Below are 20,666 nucleotides of genomic sequence, written 5' to 3' on the forward strand. Positions count from 1 at the left end.
TTAAAGTTTCTTTTAAAGCCGACGACCAAAAACTGAAAGCTCAAGGCTTAAAGTTTCCTTTAAAATCCACTTCTTTTCGATGAAAAGGGTCAATGATTTTATCCATCAAATCAGCCAATTTTGCTCTGGTGATTGGCTCGTTTCTGTTAGGATAATCTTTCAAAAGATGTTGCAAATAATCAGCAGGCAAAGGCTGAATTTTGGTTAAAATCTCAAAAGCGTCATCAGCAACCAACTTTTCTTCCAATACTTGTTCATTGGCTTGCATACTGAGATTGGGAAAAAAGGTTTTTAAAGAGGCAATCACAGCCCCGTTAGTCATTACAGAATCAGGATAAAACCAAGTTTGGTTCGACCATTTGTAATTTTTTCCTTCACCTTTCAAAATACCCGTTGCTCCAATTCTTTGAATAGCTTCAAAGTTAGGGTGGTCGGGCTTTACATCCAAATAAGGCATCAGATAAGCCTTCGCTTTCAGTAATTTATCTTGTACTTTTCTGATAGAAACATCTTTAGGAAGCTTTTTTTCTTGAACGGCAATCGCCGCCAAAGTACCTGCTGCCTGCCCAATTCCCATCACCACAGGTTGCAAACGACTCGCCCCATTCACCAAATTTGAAACAGAAATAGATTTTTCGGCAACAATTAAGTTATCCACATTTTCAGGAATTAAACTTCCCAAAGGAATATTAAAAGAAGGAACAGGCACAAAGTACAAATCGGGTGCAGCCGTATTTTTGCCATGATGTTGGTCGATGGGATAATCGCCAACGGCAATACCTGTGCGATAAAGTGGTTCAGCTTGGTCGAAAGGTTTTTCTAAATGATTCATGTTTGGTGTAGCCAATCCATGAATTCTACGACTTTCACGATGGTAAGGAATCATCGGCAATTTATCGGCAGTTGGAAATTCATCCGCCAAACCCAGCGTATTCCAGCCCAATTCCGTTTGCATAAAATATACAAAATTCAACGTATGTTCTTTGGCTTTCTGGATGGCTTCTTTCCTTTGTAAATCATTCATTTCTACCAAATTGGCATAAAAATCATTGCCATTAATTGGCCAATTAATCATGTACTTGCCATTTTGCAATTTCCCATAAGTTTTCATTTTTTCGCAGTCCCATAGGCGAGGCATTTGTTTATCGGGACAAAGCTTTTCGCAGGCACAGATAAAATCATTTTTATTATAAGAAGCAGGTTTGGGAATCGTTACGTCTTTATCAAATTCTTTGAGAATAACGACGTAAGTCAAATCTTGGACAATATTATTGGCTTTTTCTGGAGCAATTCTTTCTTGATAAGTAGCTTTAGCATCCATCCCCACATCGTACTTTACGCCTAATTTGGCAGCCACATCGCCCAATTCTGTGGCATCTATTAATAATTTAGCTTTAATTGAAATATCATCCGAAAAGTCTAATTGCCATGTATCAGCTTTCTTTTTAATGTTCAATAGTTTTACCGCTGAAATCACCGACAGATTTTTCTCTTTGGCACACATTTCACGCAAAATTTTCTCCCCTACCGAGGGTTCAAACATTACCTGACTTACCCAACCAGAAGCCAATGCTTGTTTTGAACCATAATGTTTTTCAATATTCGTTCTAAATTCAGCCCAAAGTCCAGAGGGCAATTCATGGTTGCCGTCGATAGCACTTACGCCTGCAGCGGTGAGCATTCCACCAATCCAAACACTTTCTTCAACAATAATTACTTTTACGCCCAATCGTGCTGCCTGAATACCAGCCATAACACCGCTTGTTCCGCCACCAACGATTAAGACATCAGTATTGTACTGCGTTTTACTGGCAAAAGAGTAAAAGCAAGTACAAGTAAATAAAAAGATAAAATACAGGTTTTTCATGGCTTGATAAAGGTTTATGGTTTTGGTAGGACGAGTTTCCAACTCGTCTATTTTGACGGGTTGGAAACCCGTCTTACAAAAAAATCCCTTCTCCGATGGAAAAGGGATTCTGAACTATCTATTTATACTTATTTATTTTTTACAAGTCAACTGCACAACCATAAGCTGCTTCAGTAGCTCCTTTGATAGCTTCTGAAATAGTTGGGTGTGGGTGAATCGCCGTCATGATTTCATGAGCAGTCGTTTCTAATCTACGAGCTACTACTACTTCTGCAATCATTTCAGTTACATTGTAGCCAATCATGTGAGCTCCTAAGAATTCACCATATTTAGCATCAAAAATTACTTTTACAAAGCCATCTCTTGCACCAGCCGCAGTAGCTTTACCAGACGCTACGAATGGGAATTTACCAACTTTGATTTCGTAACCTGCTTCTTTGGCTTTCTTTTCCGTTAAACCTACTGAAGCAATTTCAGGAGTACAGTAAGTACAGCCCGGAATGTTTGAATAATCTAAAGGCTCAACTTTATGTCCAGCGATTTTTTCAACACAAATGATACCCTCTGCCGAAGCTACGTGTGCCAAAGCTGGCCCTGGTGTAACATCACCGATAGCATAATAGCCCGGAATGTTAGTTTCATACCATTGGTTTACTAAAATTTTACCTTTATCAGTAATGATGCCTACTTCTTCTAAACCAATATTTTCAAGGTTTGAAATTACACCTGCTGCTGATAATACGATGTCTGAATCAATCGTAATATTGCCATTTGGTGTTTTTACTGATACTTTACAACCTTCGCCAGTAGTATCAACTGATTCTACCGAAGAGTTTGTGTGAACATCAATACCCAATTTTTTATATTGTTTCGCTAATTCTTTTGAAACATCTTCGTCTTCAACAGGAACAATGTTTGGCATGAATTCAACAATTGTTACTTTCGTTCCCATTGCTGCATACACATAAGCGAACTCTACACCGATAGCACCAGAACCGATAACCACCAAAGATTTAGGTTGTTTTTCTAATGACATCGCCTTACGGTAGTCGATTACTTTTACGCCATCAATCGGAATATTTGGTAAAGCTCTTGCTCTTGCACCAGTAGCAATCATAATGTTTTTAGCATCATAAACTGTTACTTTGCCATCGGCAGCCGTTACTTCAACTTTTTTGTTTTTCAAGGCTTTGCCGTTACCCATAATTACGTCAATTTTGTTCTTTTTCATCAAGAATTGAACACCTTTTGACATAGAATCTGCAACACCACGAGAACGCTTAATGACTGCCCCAAAGTCGGCATGAGATTCTGAAACCGTGATTCCGTAATCTGCGGCATGTTTGATGTATTCAAATACTTGTGCAGACTTTAATAATGCCTTTGTAGGAATACAACCCCAGTTCAGACAGATACCACCTAAAGACTCACGTTCCACTACCGCACACTTCAAACCCAATTGCGAAGCACGGATTGCCGCTACATATCCACCCGGACCTGAGCCAATCACGATTAAATCATAAACTTGTGCCATTTAATTTTTATTTTTTAAGGGTAATTTCAAAATTTCACCACAAAGATAAGGATAAGCAGGGAATTGAAAGGGAGTTATGAAGAAGTTTTTAGATGAACTATAAGTCATTCAGCTTTATCTCTTTAAATTTTATTTTTATGAAGAATACTCATCCCCAAAAAAATTCCTGTACATTAGTCAAACGATAAACTCTATTTTATGATTCCCTATTCACACAATGAAAAATACTGTTGAAAAAAACTCATTTGAAGAAACCAGTTACCTTTCGCATGAATCTTGGTTTGCCAAGCAATACCCCGACCAAGAGAAACGCTTGAACACCATCCGTAAATGGCAAAAAAGTATTGAACAAAACACCGCTGAGTATTGGTTGCACGAACGTCTATTTGCTTTGGCAAATCCGCTTATTTCTTCTAAAGACCATTGGCTAACCGTTGGCGATGGCTACGGTTTTGATGCCAACTACTTCGCCCGAAAAGGTTGTAAAGTAATGGCTACTGACATCGGCGGAGCATTTTTGCCTTTGGTAAAAGAACAAAAACTGATTGATGATTTTTCGGTAGAAAATGTTGAAAAACTTTCTTTTGAAGACAATTCTTTTGACTACGTCTTTTGCAAAGAAGCCTATCATCATTTTCCGAGAGCTTACTTGGGGGTTTATGAAATGATTAGAGTAGCGAAAAAAGCCATTATTTTGGTTGAACCACAAGACCCGCTTACAAAAATGCCATTGATGCTGGCTATCAAAAATATTCTTGACCGTTTCGACCCAACTATTTTACAGAAATTCTGGAAAAACCGTTATTCTTTTGAAGAAGTGGGCAATTATGTTTTCAAACTTTCGGACAGAGAAATGGAAAAAATAGCGATGGGAATGAATTTACCTGCCATTGCTTTTAAAGGGATTAATAATTCCTATTGGAAGGCTGGACTTGATACTGAAACAGCGGACGCTCGTTCGGCGGCATTTCGTAAAATTCAGTCGAAACTTCGGAGAGATAACTTACTTTGTAAATTAGGCATTTTGCCATATCAAGTACTCAGTGCGGTTATTTTCAAAACGTTGCCTACTCAGGAAACTATTAGTAAGCTAAAAAATGAAGGTTATCTATATTACGAATTTCCTAAAAATCCTTATTTGTAGTCTCAAGAAAGATTTCTCGACAAAGCCTTCTAAATCAATAATTTTAGAAGGCTTTGTTTTTTCTAACTATCTTTGCAGATATTTTTTTATAAAATAGCCACAACATCAACAATCATTTACCGAATGGCTATCTGATTATCTCTTAAAAACTAACATTTAAACGCATGACAAAAGACAGGTTCAATGACCTGAAAGCCAAAGTAGAGGCTTTAAGGGGGTATCTTTGACTACGATAATAAGAAATTCCAGATTGAAGAATTAGAAGTAATTACGCTCGACCCTGAGTTTTGGGCTGATTCTAAAAAAGCAGAATCTACCATGCAGAAAATTAGGGCTTTGAAATTCTGGACGATTGGCTTCGACCAGCTCAATGGCTTGGTCGGTGACCTTGATACCATTTGGGAATTTTACGAAATGGGCGAAGCTACCGAAGCAGAAGTAGATGCCGAGGGAGCAAAATTAGAAGAGAAATTAGCTGAATTGGAATTCCGCAAAATGATGTCTGAAGAAGGCGATAGTATGTCGGCAGTACTTGAAATTAATGCAGGTGCTGGTGGAACGGAATCGCAAGACTGGGCAAGTATGCTGATGCGGATGTACATTATGTGGGCTGAAAAAAATGGTTTCAAAGTAAAAGAAGCCGACCACAACGATGGTGATGTGGCAGGTATTAAATCAGTTACTTTAGAAATCGACGGCGAATATGCTTATGGAAACCTGAAATCTGAAAACGGTGTACATCGTTTGGTAAGAATTTCTCCTTTTGATTCAAACGCTCGTCGCCATACTTCATTTGCTTCGGTGTATGTGTATCCTTTGGCGGATGATTCTATCGAAATTGAGGTAAATCCAGCAGATATTGATTGGGATACATTCCGTTCGGGCGGAGCAGGTGGACAAAACGTAAACAAAGTAGAAACGGCTGTTCGTTTAACGCACCGACCTTCGGGAATTATCATCGCTTGTCAGCAAGAGCGTTCGCAATTGATGAACAAAGAAGTAGCTTTACGACTTTTGAAATCGAAATTATATCAAATCGAAATTGATAAACGCAATGCCGCCAGAGCAGAAGTAGAAGCAGGTAAAAAGAAAATTGAGTGGGGTTCACAAATCAGAAGTTATGTATTGGATGACAGACGAGTAAAAGACCACCGAACGAATTACCAAACTTCTAATACGGATGCGGTATTGAATGGAGAAATTAATGAGTTTATTAAGGCTTATTTGATGGAGGGTTAGAGAGAGGCAAGATACAAGAAGCAAGATACAAGAACCAAGATACAAGAGATAAGAAGTAAGGGATAAGAGATAAGAACCAACACGTAAGACTAAAGAAACAAGAAGTGAGAGTTAAATGAGGTGATTTACAGTTAATCTCGGTAAAGTCTTAAATATTGTAACTCTCCTCTTGTATCTTGCTTCTTATCTCTCGCTTCTTATCTCTTGCTTCTTGTATCTTGCCTCTTGTGTCTTTCATCTCAAAGATTACACTCTTTACAAATCCCTTGCACCAACAAATTGGTTTCAACACGCTTATAGCCTTCTGGAAGAATAAACGAAGGAATCACCACGTGGTCTAAACAAGTAGTGAGTCCACAAGAAGTACATTTAAAATGCACGTGATCATGGTGGTGTTTGTGGTCGCCTGCATGGCAATTATCCTTACAAAGAGCATACTTCACTCCTCCCTCATCATCAAGTACTTTATGAATCAAACCCTTATCCACAAAGGTTTTTAATGTTCTGTAAACCGTTACTCTATCAAACTGTTCTGTTAATTGAGCCTCTACGTCGGCATGAGCAAGAGCGTGTTCTTTACTCATAAAGACATCCAAAATACCTTCACGACAATCCGTCTGGCGAAGGTTATATGACTTTAAAGTATCTTTAATAGCTGCTTTCATTCTATGGACATTGCATTGTCAAACTGCAACTTTACTAAGTTAGCATAAATTCCCTCATCAATCAATACCAATTCTTCGTGTGTACCTTTCTCGGCAACTTCACCATCTCGCAATACATAAATGGTATCAACATTACGAATCGTTGCCAAACGGTGAGCAATAATAATCGTTGTGCGGTCTTGCATTAGTCTATCCAAAGCATCTTGAACCAATTTTTCAGATTCCGAATCCAAAGCACTTGTCGCTTCATCCAACACCAAAATCGCTGGGTCTTTCAGAATCGCACGAGCAATGGCAATTCGCTGGCGTTGTCCACCCGAAAGTTTTACGCCACGTTCGCCCACAATAGTTTTAAATCCTTCTGGAAATGAATTAATAAAGTCTAAAGCATTAGCTTTTCTGGCGGCTTCAATCACCATACTTTCGTTGGCTTCTGGATTTCCGTAGGCGATATTTTCATAAATCGTACCGCCAAAAAGCATTACTTCTTGTGGCACAATAGCGATATTCTTTCTCAGTTCTGTAATATCATAAGTATTAATATTTTTACCATCTACCAAAATTTCACCTTTAGCAAGCTGATAATAACGCATCAACAATTGTACAATCGTAGATTTTCCTGCACCCGAATGCCCTACCAAAGCAATCTTTTCTCCTGATTTTACCGATAAAGAAACGTCTTTCAGCACAGGCATATCTGGGCGAGAAGGATATTGGAAGGCAACATTGCGATACTGAATTTTAGGCGTTCCTGCTACTGTTTTTAGGGTTTCAGGTGTTTTACTTGGCACGGTAACATCTGTAATTTTTACTTCTGATTCTTCTCCAAGAATCTCCAAAATACGTTCAGAAGCACCCACTGTTCGCTGAATTTGGGCATACATATCGCCCAAACCTCCCACAGAACCACCAATAAAACCTGTATAAATAATAAATGTGAAAAGGTCTTTGAAAGATAATTCGCCTTGTAAAACCAAATTACCACCATACCAAACTACGCCTACCACACCGCCAAACAGTACGAAAATGATAAAAGAGATAAATCCCCCTCGGAAGGTTGCCGCTTTCAAGGCATAATCAACTACTTTTTGTACCGATAATCCATAACGATGTGCTTCCAAACTTTCGTTGGTAAATGCTTTTACAACGTTGATTGACTGTAAAGTTTCTTCTACAATAATATTTGTTGCGGCTAATTCGTCTTGTACTTTTTTGGCATTTTTACGGATGAATTTTCCGAAAACGATTGCTGCTACTACCAAAAGTGGAAAAGTAAGCAACATAAAAAGAGTAAGCTTGCTCGACAAATATGAGATTAAAATAATACCGCCGACCAAAGTAAAAATCTGACGAAAGAGTTCTGCTAAAGTAATGGAAAGTACATCTTGCAATTGCGAAACGTCTGTCGTGATTCTACTCATTAACTCACCTACACGATTTTTTTCAAAAAAAGGCACAGGCAAAGTAATGATTTTAGAGTAAAGGGCATTGCGGAGGTCACGCATGGATTGCTCCGATACTCTTGTAAATGTGAATACTCTGAAAAACGAAAAAACGGCTTGGAGTATCAATAAAACGACAAAAATTAAGGTTACTTCATTCAGCGTAAATTTGGGTGCTTCTTGAAAAACATTTTGAAGTTTGTCTGTTACCATTCCGCCACTCATTCCTGCTCCAGCAGTTGCCATTTGGTCGGGAGAAACAATTGCTCCTACCATTTGTCCCATCAACAAGGGAACACTCATGGAAGTAATCTGTGAGAGTATCAAAAACACAAAACCAATTGCAAATGTGCCTTTGTAAGGAAGGGTGAATCTGAAAATTTTTAAGGCTTTTTGAAAACCTTCTTTCGTTACTTTTTTCTTATCTTCTGGTGGCACTTCTGCCCCAAAATTACTACTACGCTTTGCCATTATTGGGTTTAATTATTAATTAGCTTTCAGCCATTAGCTTTGAGCTTTGAGTCAAATGTATTTATTAGCTATCAGCTTGTAGCTTTGAGCCATCAGCTTTGAGCTTTGAGTCAATTGTGAATTCTAAGCTTTATACAAAAAAGTCAAATCTGAAATCCGAAATCCCAAATCCAACATCTCCAAATCATTCTTCATCTGGTAATCCTTTGTATTTTGATGCCTCAAAAATTGTCTGGGCATCTGTTTCTTTCATCAAATCTTGAATTCTAAGCTTTTCGTTTTCATCAAAGTACTTACCCACAATTCGCCAACCTAACCAACGCCCAATTCCTCCCGGACAGGAAGCACTGATTTCTGGCGTACTGGGTCGCTCGCCTACGTACTTAGCCTTGATGGGTTCTTCGGTGGCATACAATAATTTATGGTCGATAAAATGAGCCCAAATTTCTTTCTGGAAATTATAACTATCCGTCAACTGTGCATCCGAATAACCAATAAAAAGGCTATCAGCTTTTGAAGGCATCATACTATGCCCAAAAACATAACTTTTTCCGTACCAAACCATTTCAGATAACAACGTTTTGTTAGTTGTATTGGTTGCATTATATTTAGCTGATAATAGCAAAACTACTTGCGGAACAATGGCAGCAGGACTGGCTTTTCTTAATTGATAATCATAAATATCAGGAAGAAACTTGCCTTTTTTGCCCATAAAATAATCTAAACCAATGATGATTAAGGTATCTGAAACGAAAATTTCGGGACTGGGCAAAACATTCTGACCATAAAAGCCTGTGAAAATGGTACAAATTTTAGGCTCTTTGAAATCAGGATAGTAATATTTTAAGTGTTGGAAAGCTTCCTGAAAATCATTTTGGAGCTGAGAATTGCCAAAAAATGCAGGTTCTTGCGACTGTGCGTAAAAGTCTTTAAATGCTTGATTTGTAATGACTGGAAGTAAATCGTCGGCTAATTTTTCAAAATTTTCAGGACTTGTTTGAAAATAATTCACAACAATGCTTTGGTGTTTCTTGAAAAAATTCAACAAATCAGCTTTATCTTTGCAGATAAGTAATTCTTTATCAAGTTGTTGAATATTTAGCTTTACTTCTATATTACTAACGTCGGGGTCTGTGCTTGTTTCTTGTTCTGCTTGGCAAGCACCAAGGAATATCGCCATGCAAGAAATAAGGAAGTATATGTATTTTTGAAGCATATTTTGCTAAAAAGATTTGTCGTTTATTCAAAGAAGCTAACAATCTGCCTAAGATTAATTAATCACGCACACAAAATTATGAAGAAAAACGCATTTCTAACCCTTTTTATTCTATTGTTGTTCCTGAAGGGCAATGCCCAAAGTGTTCGTTATGACCATCGTTATAACCAACTTTACGAGGGATTCTATAAAATAAGTATTGGGTTTAAGTTTTCTCCAGCACTAAGTATGAATAGCCTTGATGCCTCTGGCGACTTCAAAGGCCTGCAAAGTGTTTCTTCAAAACTGGGCGGAAGTATTGGCCCTATCGCCGATTTGTATCTTAATGAAACTACCGCACTGAGTACGGGTTTGCTCTATACTTTGAAAAGAGTCGATTACGCTTTGCCCGATACTATTAGTTTTTATAAACAAGAATTGTTTCATCAAAAACCTCTTTCTGCTGAGGAAAAAAGGAATATCAATGCGGCTTTCAACCTCCACTGTTTACAAATACCCCTTACTTTAAAAGTATTTAGCGATGGACTTTTATCTGATTGCCCTGCCTATTTACAGTTTGGCGGGATTTTTAATTTGAAAGTAAAAGAGTCTGCCATAAACAAAGGCAGTAATCCTATCGCTCAATATCAAGAGAGACTTCCAGAAGCTACTGCTGTTTTCAGACCTTACCATTTTAGTGTGATGATTGGCTTTGGGGGAGAAACTTGTTTAAAAGGAAGTAACGATTCTTTTTTCTTTGGGATGCAGTATCAAAAAGGTATTAGCAAAATCAATAATGTTGATTCTTTTAGTAACCTTATTACCAATAATGGGATGTTGATGTTGGATTTTGGGTTTAAGTTTTGATTTTGGGGACTTTAGGACTTTGGACTTTAGGACTTGAGGATATTTAGAGACAAGACACAAGAAGCAAGATTTTTTTGTTTTGAGACTTTAGGAATTTGGACTTTAGGACTTGAAGATATTTAGAAGCAAGACATAAGAAGAAAGATTTATTTTGAGACTTTGGGACTTGAAGATTAAAGACGTAAGAAATAAGTTTTTTGACTTTTGATTATTTGCTTTAAGATTTTTAGAGAATTGAGGTTTTTATAAACGAGTGTTGAGATTAATACCAAATGGCATTATCCTCAACACTCAAAACAAATCCGAAATCCGACATCACAAATCCCAAATCAATCGATTCCATATTTCTTCTTTATCTCTTCATCCAAAGGCAAGAGGTATTTATCTCCAAAAACCTTTATCCATTCTTGTATTTCCTCAAATTTATAATCCAATGGCTCGCCATCGCCGTAACTCATTAAATTACCCTGCTGTGTTTGTAAATCTGTTTTAACAATGGCTTTACCAACGGTGACATAGAGATAGCGATTGTCTATAATTTGTGCTTGGGTTGGCACTTTATTTAACCATAAAGTTTGGATTAATTTGCCTGTGGCTATTTCGTAGGTTTTTACTTTGTGTTTAGTGATGATACTTAGAATTTTATTGTCTTCTGAAAAATTGACCGAACTTATCTCTTTTTCTTCATTTAAAAAGTCCGCTTGTTTTCCACTTGCCAATGACCAGACTTTGTAATTTAGATTCTCATCTGTTGTGATGAGCCATTTACTATCTTGCGAAAAAGTAGCTTCACTAATATTTTTTTCATCTTTTAAAAAGTCATAATATTTTCCTGTTTCTACAGACCAGACTTTGGAATTAAAATTCACATCTGTTGTGATGAGCCATTTACTATCTTGCGAAAAAGTAGCTGTGTAAATCTTTTTTTCATCTTTTAAAAAGTCATAATATTTTCCTGTTGCTACTGACCAGACTTTGGAATTACGATTCACATCTTTTGTGATGAGCCATTTACTATCTTGCGAAAAAGTAGCTTCGCTAATCTTTTTTTCATCTTTTAAAAAGTCATAATATTTTCCTGTTTCTACTGACCAGACTTTGGCATTACGATTCACATCTCTTATGATGAGCCATTTACTATCTTGCGAAAAAGTAGCTGTGTAAATATTTTTTTCATCTTTTAAAAAGTCTGGATATTTTCCTGTTTCTACTGACCAGACTTTGGCATTACGATTCACATCTCTTATGATGAGCCATTTACTATCTTGCGAAAAAGTAGCTTCGCTAATCTTTTTTTCATCTTTTAAAAAGTCATAATATTTTCCTGTTTCTACAGACCAGACTTTGGCATTACGATTCAAATCTTTTGTGATGAGCCATTTACTATCTTGGGAAAAAGTAGCTGTGTAAATATTTTTTTCATCTTTTAAAAAGTCATAATATTTTCCTGTTTCTACAGACCAGACTTTGGAATTATCATTCAGATCTGTTGTGATGAGCCATTTACTATCTTGCGAAAAAGTAGCGGAGCGAATCGTTTTTTCTTCATTTAAAAAGTCATAATATTTTCCCGTTGCTACTGACCAGACTTTGGAATTATCATTCCCATCTGTAGTGATGAGCCATTGACTATCGGGAGAAAATAAGAAAATATTCACTTCTTGCAGAAAAGTGGGAATTATATCCATTTTAACTTCCCATAATTTGTAAATATTATTCTCATTTAAGGTTATTAACCATTGATTGTCTGGGGAAAAGGTGACCTCTTGAATACCTTTCTCTTCTTGTAAAAAATCTGGAGTTTTACCAGTTTTCACTTCCCAAAATTTGTAAATATTATACACATCTTTAGTTATTAACCATTGATTGTCTGGGGAAAAGGTCACTTCTTTAATGCCTTTTTCTTCTTTTAAAAAATCTGGAGTTTTACCAGTTTTCACTTCCCAAAATTTGTAAATACTATTCTCATCTTTAGTTATTAACCATTGATTGTCTGGGGAAAAGGTCACTTCTATAATGCCTTTTTCTTCTTTTAAAAAGTCTTGAACTTTACCAGTTTTTACTTCCCAAACTTTGTAAATATTATTCTCATTTAAGGTTATTAACCATTGATTGTCTGGGGATAAGGTCACTTCTATAATGCCTTTTTCTTCTTTTAAAAAGTCTTGAACTTTACCAGTTTTCACTTCCCAAAATTTGTAAATATTATTCTCATTTAAGGTTATTAACCATTGATTGTCTGGGGAAAAGGTCACTTCTATAATGCCTTTTTCTTCTTTTAAAAAGTCTTGAACTTTACCAGTTTTCACTTCCCAAAATTTGTAAATACTATTCTCATTTTTAGTTATTAACCATTGATTGTCTGGGGATAAGGTCACTTCTTTAATGCCTTTTTCTTCTTTTAAAAAATCTGGAGTTTTACCAGTTTTTACTTCCCAAACTTTGTAAATATTATTCTCATTTAAGGTTATTAACCATTGATAATCTGGAGAAAAAGCGACTTCTTGAATACCTTGTTCTTCTTTTAAAAAATCTGGAAATTTACCAGTTTTAACTTCCCATAATTTGTAAATATTATTCTCATTTAAGGTTATTAACCATTGATTGTCTGGGGAAAAGGTGACCTCTTGAATACCTTGTTCTTCTTTTAAAAAATCATACTTCTTACCACTTTTCACCCCCCATACTTTGTAAATATTATTCTCATCTTTAGTTATTAACCATTGAGTATCTGGGGAAAAGATAACTTCTATAATACCTTTTTCTTCTTTTAAGAAATCATACATCTTACCACTTTTTACCTCCCATACTTTGTGAATGTTATTTGCATCATTTGTAACTAACCATTGATTGTCTGGAGAAAAAGTGACTTCTTGAATACCTTGTTCTTCTTTTAAAAAATCATACTTCTTACCACTTTTCACCCCCCATACTTTGTAAATATTATTCTCATCTTTAGTTATTAACCATTGAGTATCTGGGGAAAAGATAACTTCTATAATGCCTTTTTCTTCTTTTAAGAAATCATACTTCTTACCACTTTTTACCTCCCATACTTTGTAAATATTATTCTCATCTTTAGTTATTAACAATTGAGTGTCTGGAGAAAAGCTAACTTCTACAATACTCTGATTAAATCTTTTCTTCTCTCTCCATTGATGAGTATTACTTTGTTGAAAGATTGCTTTACTTTCCTCCCTAATATTATTTATTGTATTTGAATCTTTTGTTTTTTTTGAGGCTTTTTCTAATAATCTTAACCCTTGTATAGGATTTAATTTACTTGCTTGTGTCGTCCAAAATAGAGCTTTTGCATTGTTGTTGGCTAAGTTTGCTTTTTGTTCATTATTTTTTGATTCTATTTCTGCTTTTTTTGCTCTTTTTTCATAGGCAATGGCATCTTTTTTCTGCTCAACAATAGCATTAAATACCTTTTCAATACTTTTATCTACAATTGTATGTTTAGCATTATCAGTCCCAGCCAAAATACGGGCTATATTATAGCTTTGTATGGCTTCTATGGTTTTGCCTTCTTTAAAAAGCTTATCGGCTAATTGTATTTTATGTTCAAAGCTAATTTTGTTAGGCTTTTTACTTGGCTTTTGTGCCAATACAGCCATGTTGAGCAATATGCTTAGGATTATCAAGGCTATTCTCATTTTTTTAATAATTTTTGTAGTTCACTTTTTAGCTCTGTGGCTATGCTATCAGTTTCGGGTATTTTTTCTAATATTACGCTGGCAGATTCATAATAATATTGGGCTGTCATAGTATCCTTATTTCGCAAAATATTATCGCCATTGTCTTTTACGGTTTGGGCTTGTTGGTAATACAATTGGTATAATGCTTCTTGGGCTTCTTCTTTTGCTTGTTCTGCCTTTTGTGTCAAACGCAGTACATAAAAAATAATGAATAAAAATGCCAAAGCAATCGCTCCTACAATGGCAATGTTTTTACGCAATCGTTTTTGCTTTTCTTCTTGTTCTCTAATCTTAGCAAATTCTAAAATTGGTTCTATCAAGGTATCATGTCCAATTTCATAAATAAAGCGTCCTGCGGTGTCTCTTTCTTTGCGGAGGAGGGTGCTTTTTTCTAATTGCTCCAGCATAATATCTGTTAAATGGTACTCTTGTTTGAGGTGGTCGCCTGCAAAAGGGATACGCTGGTTGTTTTGGATAAACTTTTCCTCAATCGTTTGGCTGACAATGGCTTTTTCTTCTTTGCTAAGTTTATTAAGGCTTGTTTGATAAAAGTCTTTGAAAATATCCTTGATATTCCCCAAAAGTTCTAATGTAATGGGCTTCCCTTCCAATTTAGGCACTTTATGCTCTTCTATAAAGCGGAGGATAATCTGCAAAGTGGCAGTTTCTATTTTATCATCATAGCTATTTTTTACTCTGTTGATAATGGCATCTATTACAGCGTTTTCATAGCGAAAAGTGGGGTTGATAAATTCTTCCCCTTGTAATTGAGCAGGTTTGATAATGGCTTGTCTGGCTTCGCTTTCAGTAAGGGCATCTAATTCATAATTGAATTTTAGGATATTAGGCAAATATTTGGCAAGACGATTCAACAAAGACATCCTGTCTGAGCGAATAGAAAAAACAATTTTTATATCAGGTTTCGTAAAAATAAAGTTGGTTTGCTGATTATCAAGTTGTGTAAAGTATTCTCGTTTACTCAAAAAGTCGGGCATTCTCTGATACAACAATAAGTTTAATTCCGCAGCAAATGCTTCTATTTCTTGTTCAGAATAGGTAAAAAGTTCTTCGAATTGGTCAAAGAATAAAATAATAGGAGCTTCTGGCTGTTGAATTTGATGTTGCTTTATCCAATACCACAAAAGCCCCCTTGGATAAGCATTCTTTTTAAAATCTTGCATCCAAGCCAATTCTTCTGTATTTGTCGAAAGTGCTGTTATAAAAGTATTAAGGGGAGATTTTGAAAAAGCATCAATGCTTTGTTCTTTGTTGTACAAGCGGATAGAGAAGTGTTTGGGTTTCTCAAAGCTCTCTTGCTCCAACATCGGAATGATACCTGCATTGATTAATGAACTTTTACCATAACCACTCTTTCCATACAATACTACGATTTGTCTGGCTAAAATAAGCTGATAAAGATTTTCCCTATCTTGTTCACGTCCCATAAACAAGTGAGCTTGCTCAGTAGTAAAAGAGTTTGCTCCGGGATAGCGATAGATGTTTTTTGCTTTAGACATTGCCTGCTTGATAGGTTTTGATAGAGCTGATAATTTGTTTTAAACCAATTTCATAATTGTTCCCACGCAAATCGCCTCTGTTCTTTTTTCTAAACTCAGCAATAGTTTTATCATAGTTATTCTTTAATTCTAAAATTCGTTGGTACTGAGCTTGTAAATCTTCAAAGCTTTCTCCCTTATCAAGTCTTTCACCAATTTCAGTTTTTAGCTTTCCAAGTTGACTTTCAAACTTATTCATGGCTTGGGTTCTAAATTCATTATTATTTAAAACGTCATCTATTTCACAAGGCAACACTACTTTGCCTGTGATTTCAGCTAAAGTAAAGGCTTTGATAGATTCCTGAGCCACCCAAGCAGAACTCAGAAAGTTTTCTGAAATCAATTGTAAGACAAATTCAGCTTTATTGATACTTTGATTAATAAAAGTCGGAATATCAAAACCGATAGGATTATCGCTATCAATAATAATTTCAATACCTATTTTTTCTAAATCATCTTTTAGTCGGTTTGCTAAAGCTTTATCGGCATGATTATATGATATAAAAACTTTTGTATTGATAAGATTTGTGGTCTCTGAAGTAGTTCTTAATAATCCCTCTTGTTGACAGACTTGATAAAGTTCGTTGAGTAATTGAATAGGTTTTTGTTCATCAAATATCAAATTGAATCTTTTTTTGGCTAATTCTTCCATCTTATTTTCTTTCATATTCACAAAGGCAAGTTTTTTCCCTTTTACAGAACCTAAAGAAAAAAGTAATCTAATCAATAATTGGATATACCACTTTTCAAGTCGAACACCCAGAAATAAAATCATAGAAGCTTCTTTCAAGGTATTTATTACATGAGTGGGTAAGGCGGGTTCATCTTTAAAAATCTGATTGAAAAAATCAAACCAATGGTCAAATGTAAAGGTTGAATCTTTTTCTTCTAAATCTCCTAAGAGTTTATACAATAAGGGTTTTTCCCAAGTGGGTTTTGCAGCAATAGCAGGTACTTCTTTGTTTAATCTTGAATACCTACTTAGCATATAACCGTTGGGGTTATTCTGAAAGGTTTTATCAAAAGACTTTTCAAGATGTGTATCTGGCAAAAGCGATAAAACAAGTGGAAAAGGTATTTGAGAAATTTTGGCAAAGGGCTGTTCCCAGTCTTTTGTCTGCTTAAAATACCATTTTACAAAATTATAAAGATGATTCTCATCATCATTTAAGTTATTGGTCAGCAGATTCTCTTTTAAAAATGGGTATTCAAAAAATTGTATCGGATGAATAGTAAGCCCGTCTTTATCAAGTTCTTCATCTAAACCATTCGTATTGTAGTAATGATAAGCCATTTCGAGTGACTTATCAAAATCCTGTGGAGTATCCCCCGAAAAGATTTGATGATTAAAGGAGCAAATTTCTGGGCCAAGAACAAGGATACATTTTTTGGCTTTAATGGCTTCAACTATCTTAGGAACATTAAGACTCATTATAATATTTGATTAGCGGATGATTAGCAGATGAATCTACAAAAATGATTTTTCAAATAAAATAATATTGTCTTAATTTTATTAAACGGTAAACCGTAGCACGAGTTTCCAACTCGTGAGTGTTAAGGGCTTGCAAATCAATCTATTTTTTTCCTGACGGGTTGGAAACCCGTGTTACTGATTGATGGATTGATATACTACATCCATTACTTTTCTCCTGATTTTTAGGCTATTGATTTTGTTATTGGAGGCAGAAGGATGTACTCTGTTGGAAAGAAATACAAAGACTAATTCTTTTTGTGGGTCTATCCAAACCAATGTGCCTGTATAGCCCGAATGTCCGTAAGAAGTGGAAGATACTTTGTCGGAGATATAATTACTATCGCCATCGGCAGGGAGTCTGTCCCAACCTAAAGCACGATTACTTTTTGAAGAAATACTATTGGTAAAAATCTTGATGGTTTCTTCGCTAAAAAAATTGAATTGATTCATATCTCCCTTTTGTAGATTCATTTGAAAAAGCTTTGCCAAATCGTTGGCATTACTAAACAATCCTGCATGACCCGACACTCCGCCCAGCATTGCGGCAGTTTGGTCTTGTACTGTTCCTTGCAAAGCTCTGTCTCTAAACAGTCGGTCATCCTCAGTTGGGGCAATGATACTTTTATCCATTTTCCGCAGAGGATTAAAACCTGTGGTTTTCATACCCAAAGGTTCGTAGAAATAAGAAGAAGTAAAAGTATCTAAACTTTGTCCTAAAATTCTTTCCACAATTTGTTGCATAATCATCAAGCCCAAGTCGCTATACACATAGCTATATGAACCATCTTTTTCACGCTTGTTGATAAGTGGCGATTTGATAACCCATTTCCAAACAGAATCTCGAATACTTGCTTTGGCGTACATTCCATCTGCCACTTGCAAAGGATATTCTGCTGATTGAGTATTGCTGTAAAACTCTTTTTTCCAACCCAAAGGAATTCTGGTTTTTTCCCAAAAAGGAATATAAGCTACCAAACCCGCCTGATGCCAAAGTATATCACGTATCGTTATGTTTTCTTTGTTTGTGCCTTTGAGTTCGGGCAAATAACGCACGATTTTATCGTCTAATGTCAAGCCTTTTTGGTCGAAAAGATACATCACCGTTTGAAGCGTAGCTGATACTTTCGTTACTGACGCTAAATCATAAACGGTTTGGTCGTTTACGGCAGGACTGTTGGCTTCGTAACCAAGCGTACCAAAATTTTTATTGTAAACGATTTTCCCTTTTCTGGCAACTAATACTTGACATCCCGGAAAAACCTTTTGCGTAATGGCATTCTGAACAATCGGTTCTATGCCGGCAAGTACTTCTTTGTTCATGCCTACACTTTCGGGCGTGGCTTTAATAAGCCCTATTTGTTTGTTCAGCGTAATGCCCTCGCCTGCTTTATAGGAATTTTCAATTGAAACAGGCAGTTTTCCCAAAGCAGGAATTTGTCCGAATAAAATCTTTGCGGCGGCTGAATAGGCTGCGTCGTCGTCTTCATAAGCACAAACAAGGCTTGGTACTTCGGGAAAGTATTTTAAACTATATGGATTCCCGAAAACACAAACCAATACTTTAGGCGTTTTCTTTTCTAATCGTTTAATGAAATTTTGCACAGAAAAACTCAAATCTAAACGACTTGCTGATTTTTTGTTCACATTATGCACATTCACAAGAACGGTCGCCGAAGAGTCCACATTACGCATTACTTCATTATAGAAACTTTCATCCGTTTTCGAGGCACTTGTAAAATGTTGAAAAGTACCGTACTTGTTCAATTCTTGTTGGAAACGGTTATTACTGGCAATGTCTAATGACACAGCAATCATTTTTTTATTTTCTTTGCTCAAAGGCAATAATTTAGGCGTATCCTTTACCAATGTAATGGCATTTTCAAACAAAGTCTCTTTAATTTGTTGGGCTTCTTTGGTATGTAATTCTTGATACAAATTGGCGGTTTCGATGTACTTCACCTGATTCAAACCAACCCAGTACTTAGCATGAAGGATTTTCTTTACTCGATTGTCAATTTCAGTTTGTGGAATGATACCTTCTTGAACAGCTTCTTTGATTTTGTTGATACCTTCTGGAATATTTTCTGAATACAATAAAATGTCATTTCCAGCAATAAAAGCCTGCAAATCAATATCGGCAGAAGTCACATTTTTTCCATTACGAACGCCTTTCATGTTCAACGCATCGGTAATCACCAAACCTTTGAAACCCATTTCTTTTTTCAAAAGATTGGTAATAATACTCTGCGAAAGCGTAGCAGGTCGCCAGTCGTAAAAAGGAACTTGCAAATGCCCTACAATCATAGTTTTGATAGAATCACTAATCAGTTTTTTGAAGGGAATCAATTCTACGTCGTGCATTTGGTCGAAATCATAGGATACTTGTGGCAAAGTAAAATGTGAATCGCTATGGGTATCGCCATGACCGGGAAAATGCTTTGCACAAGCCAAAAGGTGATTGTTTTGCATTCCTTTCATGTAGGCACTACTTTTGGCGGCTACATTTTCGGGAATTTCACCAAAAGAACGGAAGCCAATCACAGGATTCAGCGGATTAGAATTGATGTCCACCACAGGAGCAAAATTGAGGTGTATGCCCAAACGTTTGCATTGACGGGCAATCTCTGTTCCCATTTCATAAATCAAAGCATTGTCTTGGATTGCCCCTAAAGTAATTTGTTTAGGAAAAGCCATCGTGGCATTTACACGCATTGCCAAACCCCATTCGCCATCAACGCCCACCAAAAGAGGAATTTTGGTAGTAGATTGAAAACGATTGTTGAGGTTCGCAAAAGTGTTGCTTTCGCCTTGAAAGAAAATCAAACCGCCGATATAATTATTTTGAATGAGACTCTCAAGTTTTTTAAAGTGTGCTTCGCCTTGTGTGGGATTTACTGCCACCATAAAAAACTGACCAATTTTTTGGTCGTTGTCCATCGAAGCAAAAACGCTATCGACCCACAGACTTTCCGCTAACTGGCTATTGCTGATAAATCTTGGAGCGTTTAGCTGATGATGTTTGTGCGTGATTTTATGGGGTTTTGATACTTTTTTTTCAGTCTTAAAGAAATGTAAAAGCGTGTTGTTAAACTCTCCGCTTACGGGCATTTCAAATGCCAGCCAGAGAACGATAAGTGTGAGAAAAAACAAAGAAAACTGCCTGTACATCTTGATTTTAAAGATTAATGGATAGATACAAAGATGACAAATTTACAATAAATTTAATGCTTATTAATCAGTAAATCCTGATTGCTAAATAGTGATTAGCAACTATCCTAACAATCAATCATTTATATCACAAAAAGCATTAGTAAATTGTATTCATCACTTCTGCAAAAAAATAAATAATACACAAAAACTTTTACAAACAGTAAAAAAGGCTTGAGGCAAAGGGTATGATTTTCAAATGAAAATTAATACGCTACGAAGGTTTAAAGGCTAATAGAATTTGAGTTTTTTGATTTCAGCAATTGAGTGTAATTAATTATATTAACTAAAAAACGTTCAAAAA

The 20,666-nt window shown here is 36.0% G+C and carries 12 protein-coding genes; 3 read left to right on the top strand and 9 right to left on the bottom strand.

Annotated elements, in window-relative coordinates:
- Positions 1–40 precede the first annotated feature (40 nt).
- On the bottom strand, positions 41–1,867 hold the full coding sequence (locus VB248_RS21395; RefSeq protein ID WP_323298878.1) for an FAD-dependent oxidoreductase: 1,827 nt from the start codon (positions 1,865–1,867) through the stop codon (positions 41–43).
- Positions 1,868–2,006: 139 nt separating this feature from the next.
- Positions 2,007–3,401, bottom strand: coding sequence for a dihydrolipoyl dehydrogenase (gene lpdA, locus VB248_RS21400; protein WP_323298879.1), 1,395 nt, complete (start codon positions 3,399–3,401; stop codon positions 2,007–2,009).
- Positions 3,402–3,618: 217 nt separating this feature from the next.
- Between lpdA and VB248_RS21405 the strand changes: the two genes are divergently transcribed.
- Together VB248_RS21405 and prfB are read left to right on the top strand one after the other, a co-directional pair.
- Positions 3,619–4,545, top strand: a complete 927-nt coding sequence (locus VB248_RS21405; protein ID WP_323298880.1) for a class I SAM-dependent methyltransferase — start codon at positions 3,619–3,621, stop codon at positions 4,543–4,545.
- Positions 4,546–4,709: 164 nt separating this feature from the next.
- A protein-coding gene (gene prfB / locus VB248_RS21410; protein ID WP_323298881.1) for a peptide chain release factor 2 occupies positions 4,710–5,784 on the top strand; the annotation gives its coding sequence in 2 pieces (ribosomal slippage) (positions 4,710–4,769 and positions 4,771–5,784; 1,074 coding nt in all).
- A 239-nt stretch (positions 5,785–6,023) separates the two neighbouring features.
- Here prfB and VB248_RS21415 read toward each other — a convergent pair.
- The 3 genes from VB248_RS21415 to gldB form a co-directional block, all read right to left on the bottom strand.
- Entirely contained in the window at positions 6,024–6,449 is a 426-nt protein-coding gene (locus VB248_RS21415; RefSeq protein WP_323298882.1) for a Fur family transcriptional regulator, read from the bottom strand.
- Complete coding sequence (locus VB248_RS21420; protein WP_323298883.1) at positions 6,446–8,362, bottom strand: ABC transporter ATP-binding protein; 1,917 nt, start codon at positions 8,360–8,362, stop codon at positions 6,446–6,448. The genes VB248_RS21415 and VB248_RS21420 overlap by 4 nt, the downstream gene beginning before the upstream one ends.
- Before the next feature lie 184 nt (positions 8,363–8,546).
- Positions 8,547–9,542: a gliding motility lipoprotein GldB gene (gldB, locus tag VB248_RS21425; protein ID WP_323298884.1), complete on the bottom strand. Its 996-nt coding sequence runs from the start codon at positions 9,540–9,542 to the stop codon at positions 8,547–8,549.
- A gap of 114 nt (positions 9,543–9,656) precedes the next feature.
- Between gldB and VB248_RS21430 the strand changes: the two genes are divergently transcribed.
- Positions 9,657–10,424 (top strand): outer membrane beta-barrel protein, encoded by a 768-nt coding sequence (locus VB248_RS21430; protein ID WP_323298885.1) that lies wholly within the window; start codon positions 9,657–9,659, stop codon positions 10,422–10,424.
- Positions 10,425–10,753: 329 nt separating this feature from the next.
- On the opposite strand, the gene VB248_RS21435 is transcribed toward VB248_RS21430, so the two are convergent.
- From VB248_RS21435 to VB248_RS21450, 4 genes are all read right to left on the bottom strand, one after another.
- Positions 10,754–14,044, bottom strand: a complete 3,291-nt coding sequence (locus VB248_RS21435) for a WD40 repeat domain-containing protein (protein WP_323298886.1) — start codon at positions 14,042–14,044, stop codon at positions 10,754–10,756.
- 35 nt (positions 14,045–14,079) lie between these two features.
- Positions 14,080–15,642 carry an nSTAND1 domain-containing NTPase gene (locus VB248_RS21440; RefSeq protein ID WP_323298887.1) on the bottom strand — a complete coding sequence of 521 codons (1,563 nt, stop codon included), beginning with the start codon at positions 15,640–15,642 and terminating at the stop codon, positions 14,080–14,082.
- Positions 15,635–17,113 carry a toll/interleukin-1 receptor domain-containing protein gene (locus VB248_RS21445; protein WP_323298888.1) on the bottom strand — a complete coding sequence of 493 codons (1,479 nt, stop codon included), beginning with the start codon at positions 17,111–17,113 and terminating at the stop codon, positions 15,635–15,637. The genes VB248_RS21440 and VB248_RS21445 overlap by 8 nt, the downstream gene beginning before the upstream one ends.
- Positions 17,114–17,287: 174 nt before the next feature.
- Positions 17,288–20,323 (bottom strand): glycoside hydrolase family 3 N-terminal domain-containing protein, encoded by a 3,036-nt coding sequence (locus tag VB248_RS21450; protein WP_323298889.1) that lies wholly within the window; start codon positions 20,321–20,323, stop codon positions 17,288–17,290.
- Between the last annotated feature and the right edge of the window lie 343 nt (positions 20,324–20,666).

Origin of the sequence: Arcicella rigui (assembly GCF_034929435.1) — a bacterium.
Lineage (GTDB): Bacteria > Bacteroidota > Bacteroidia > Cytophagales > Spirosomataceae > Arcicella > Arcicella rigui.

Bases quoted from the DNA above. Each gene is read 5' to 3' on its own strand.
- VB248_RS21395 (WP_323298878.1), bottom strand. From the start codon at position 1,867: ATGAAAAACCTGTATTTTATCTTTTTATTTACTTGTACTTGCTTTTAC.
- lpdA (WP_323298879.1), bottom strand. From the start codon at position 3,401: ATGGCACAAGTTTATGATTTAATCGTGATTGGCTCAGGTCCGGGTGGA.
- VB248_RS21405 (WP_323298880.1), top strand. From the start codon at position 3,619: ATGAAAAATACTGTTGAAAAAAACTCATTTGAAGAAACCAGTTACCTT.
- VB248_RS21415 (WP_323298882.1), bottom strand. From the start codon at position 6,449: ATGAAAGCAGCTATTAAAGATACTTTAAAGTCATATAACCTTCGCCAG.
- VB248_RS21420 (WP_323298883.1), bottom strand. From the start codon at position 8,362: ATGGCAAAGCGTAGTAGTAATTTTGGGGCAGAAGTGCCACCAGAAGAT.
- gldB (WP_323298884.1), bottom strand. From the start codon at position 9,542: ATGGCGATATTCCTTGGTGCTTGCCAAGCAGAACAAGAAACAAGCACA.
- VB248_RS21430 (WP_323298885.1), top strand. From the start codon at position 9,657: ATGAAGAAAAACGCATTTCTAACCCTTTTTATTCTATTGTTGTTCCTG.
- VB248_RS21435 (WP_323298886.1), bottom strand. From the start codon at position 14,044: ATGGCTGTATTGGCACAAAAGCCAAGTAAAAAGCCTAACAAAATTAGC.
- VB248_RS21440 (WP_323298887.1), bottom strand. From the start codon at position 15,642: ATGTCTAAAGCAAAAAACATCTATCGCTATCCCGGAGCAAACTCTTTT.
- VB248_RS21445 (WP_323298888.1), bottom strand. From the start codon at position 17,113: ATGAGTCTTAATGTTCCTAAGATAGTTGAAGCCATTAAAGCCAAAAAA.
- VB248_RS21450 (WP_323298889.1), bottom strand. From the start codon at position 20,323: ATGTACAGGCAGTTTTCTTTGTTTTTTCTCACACTTATCGTTCTCTGG.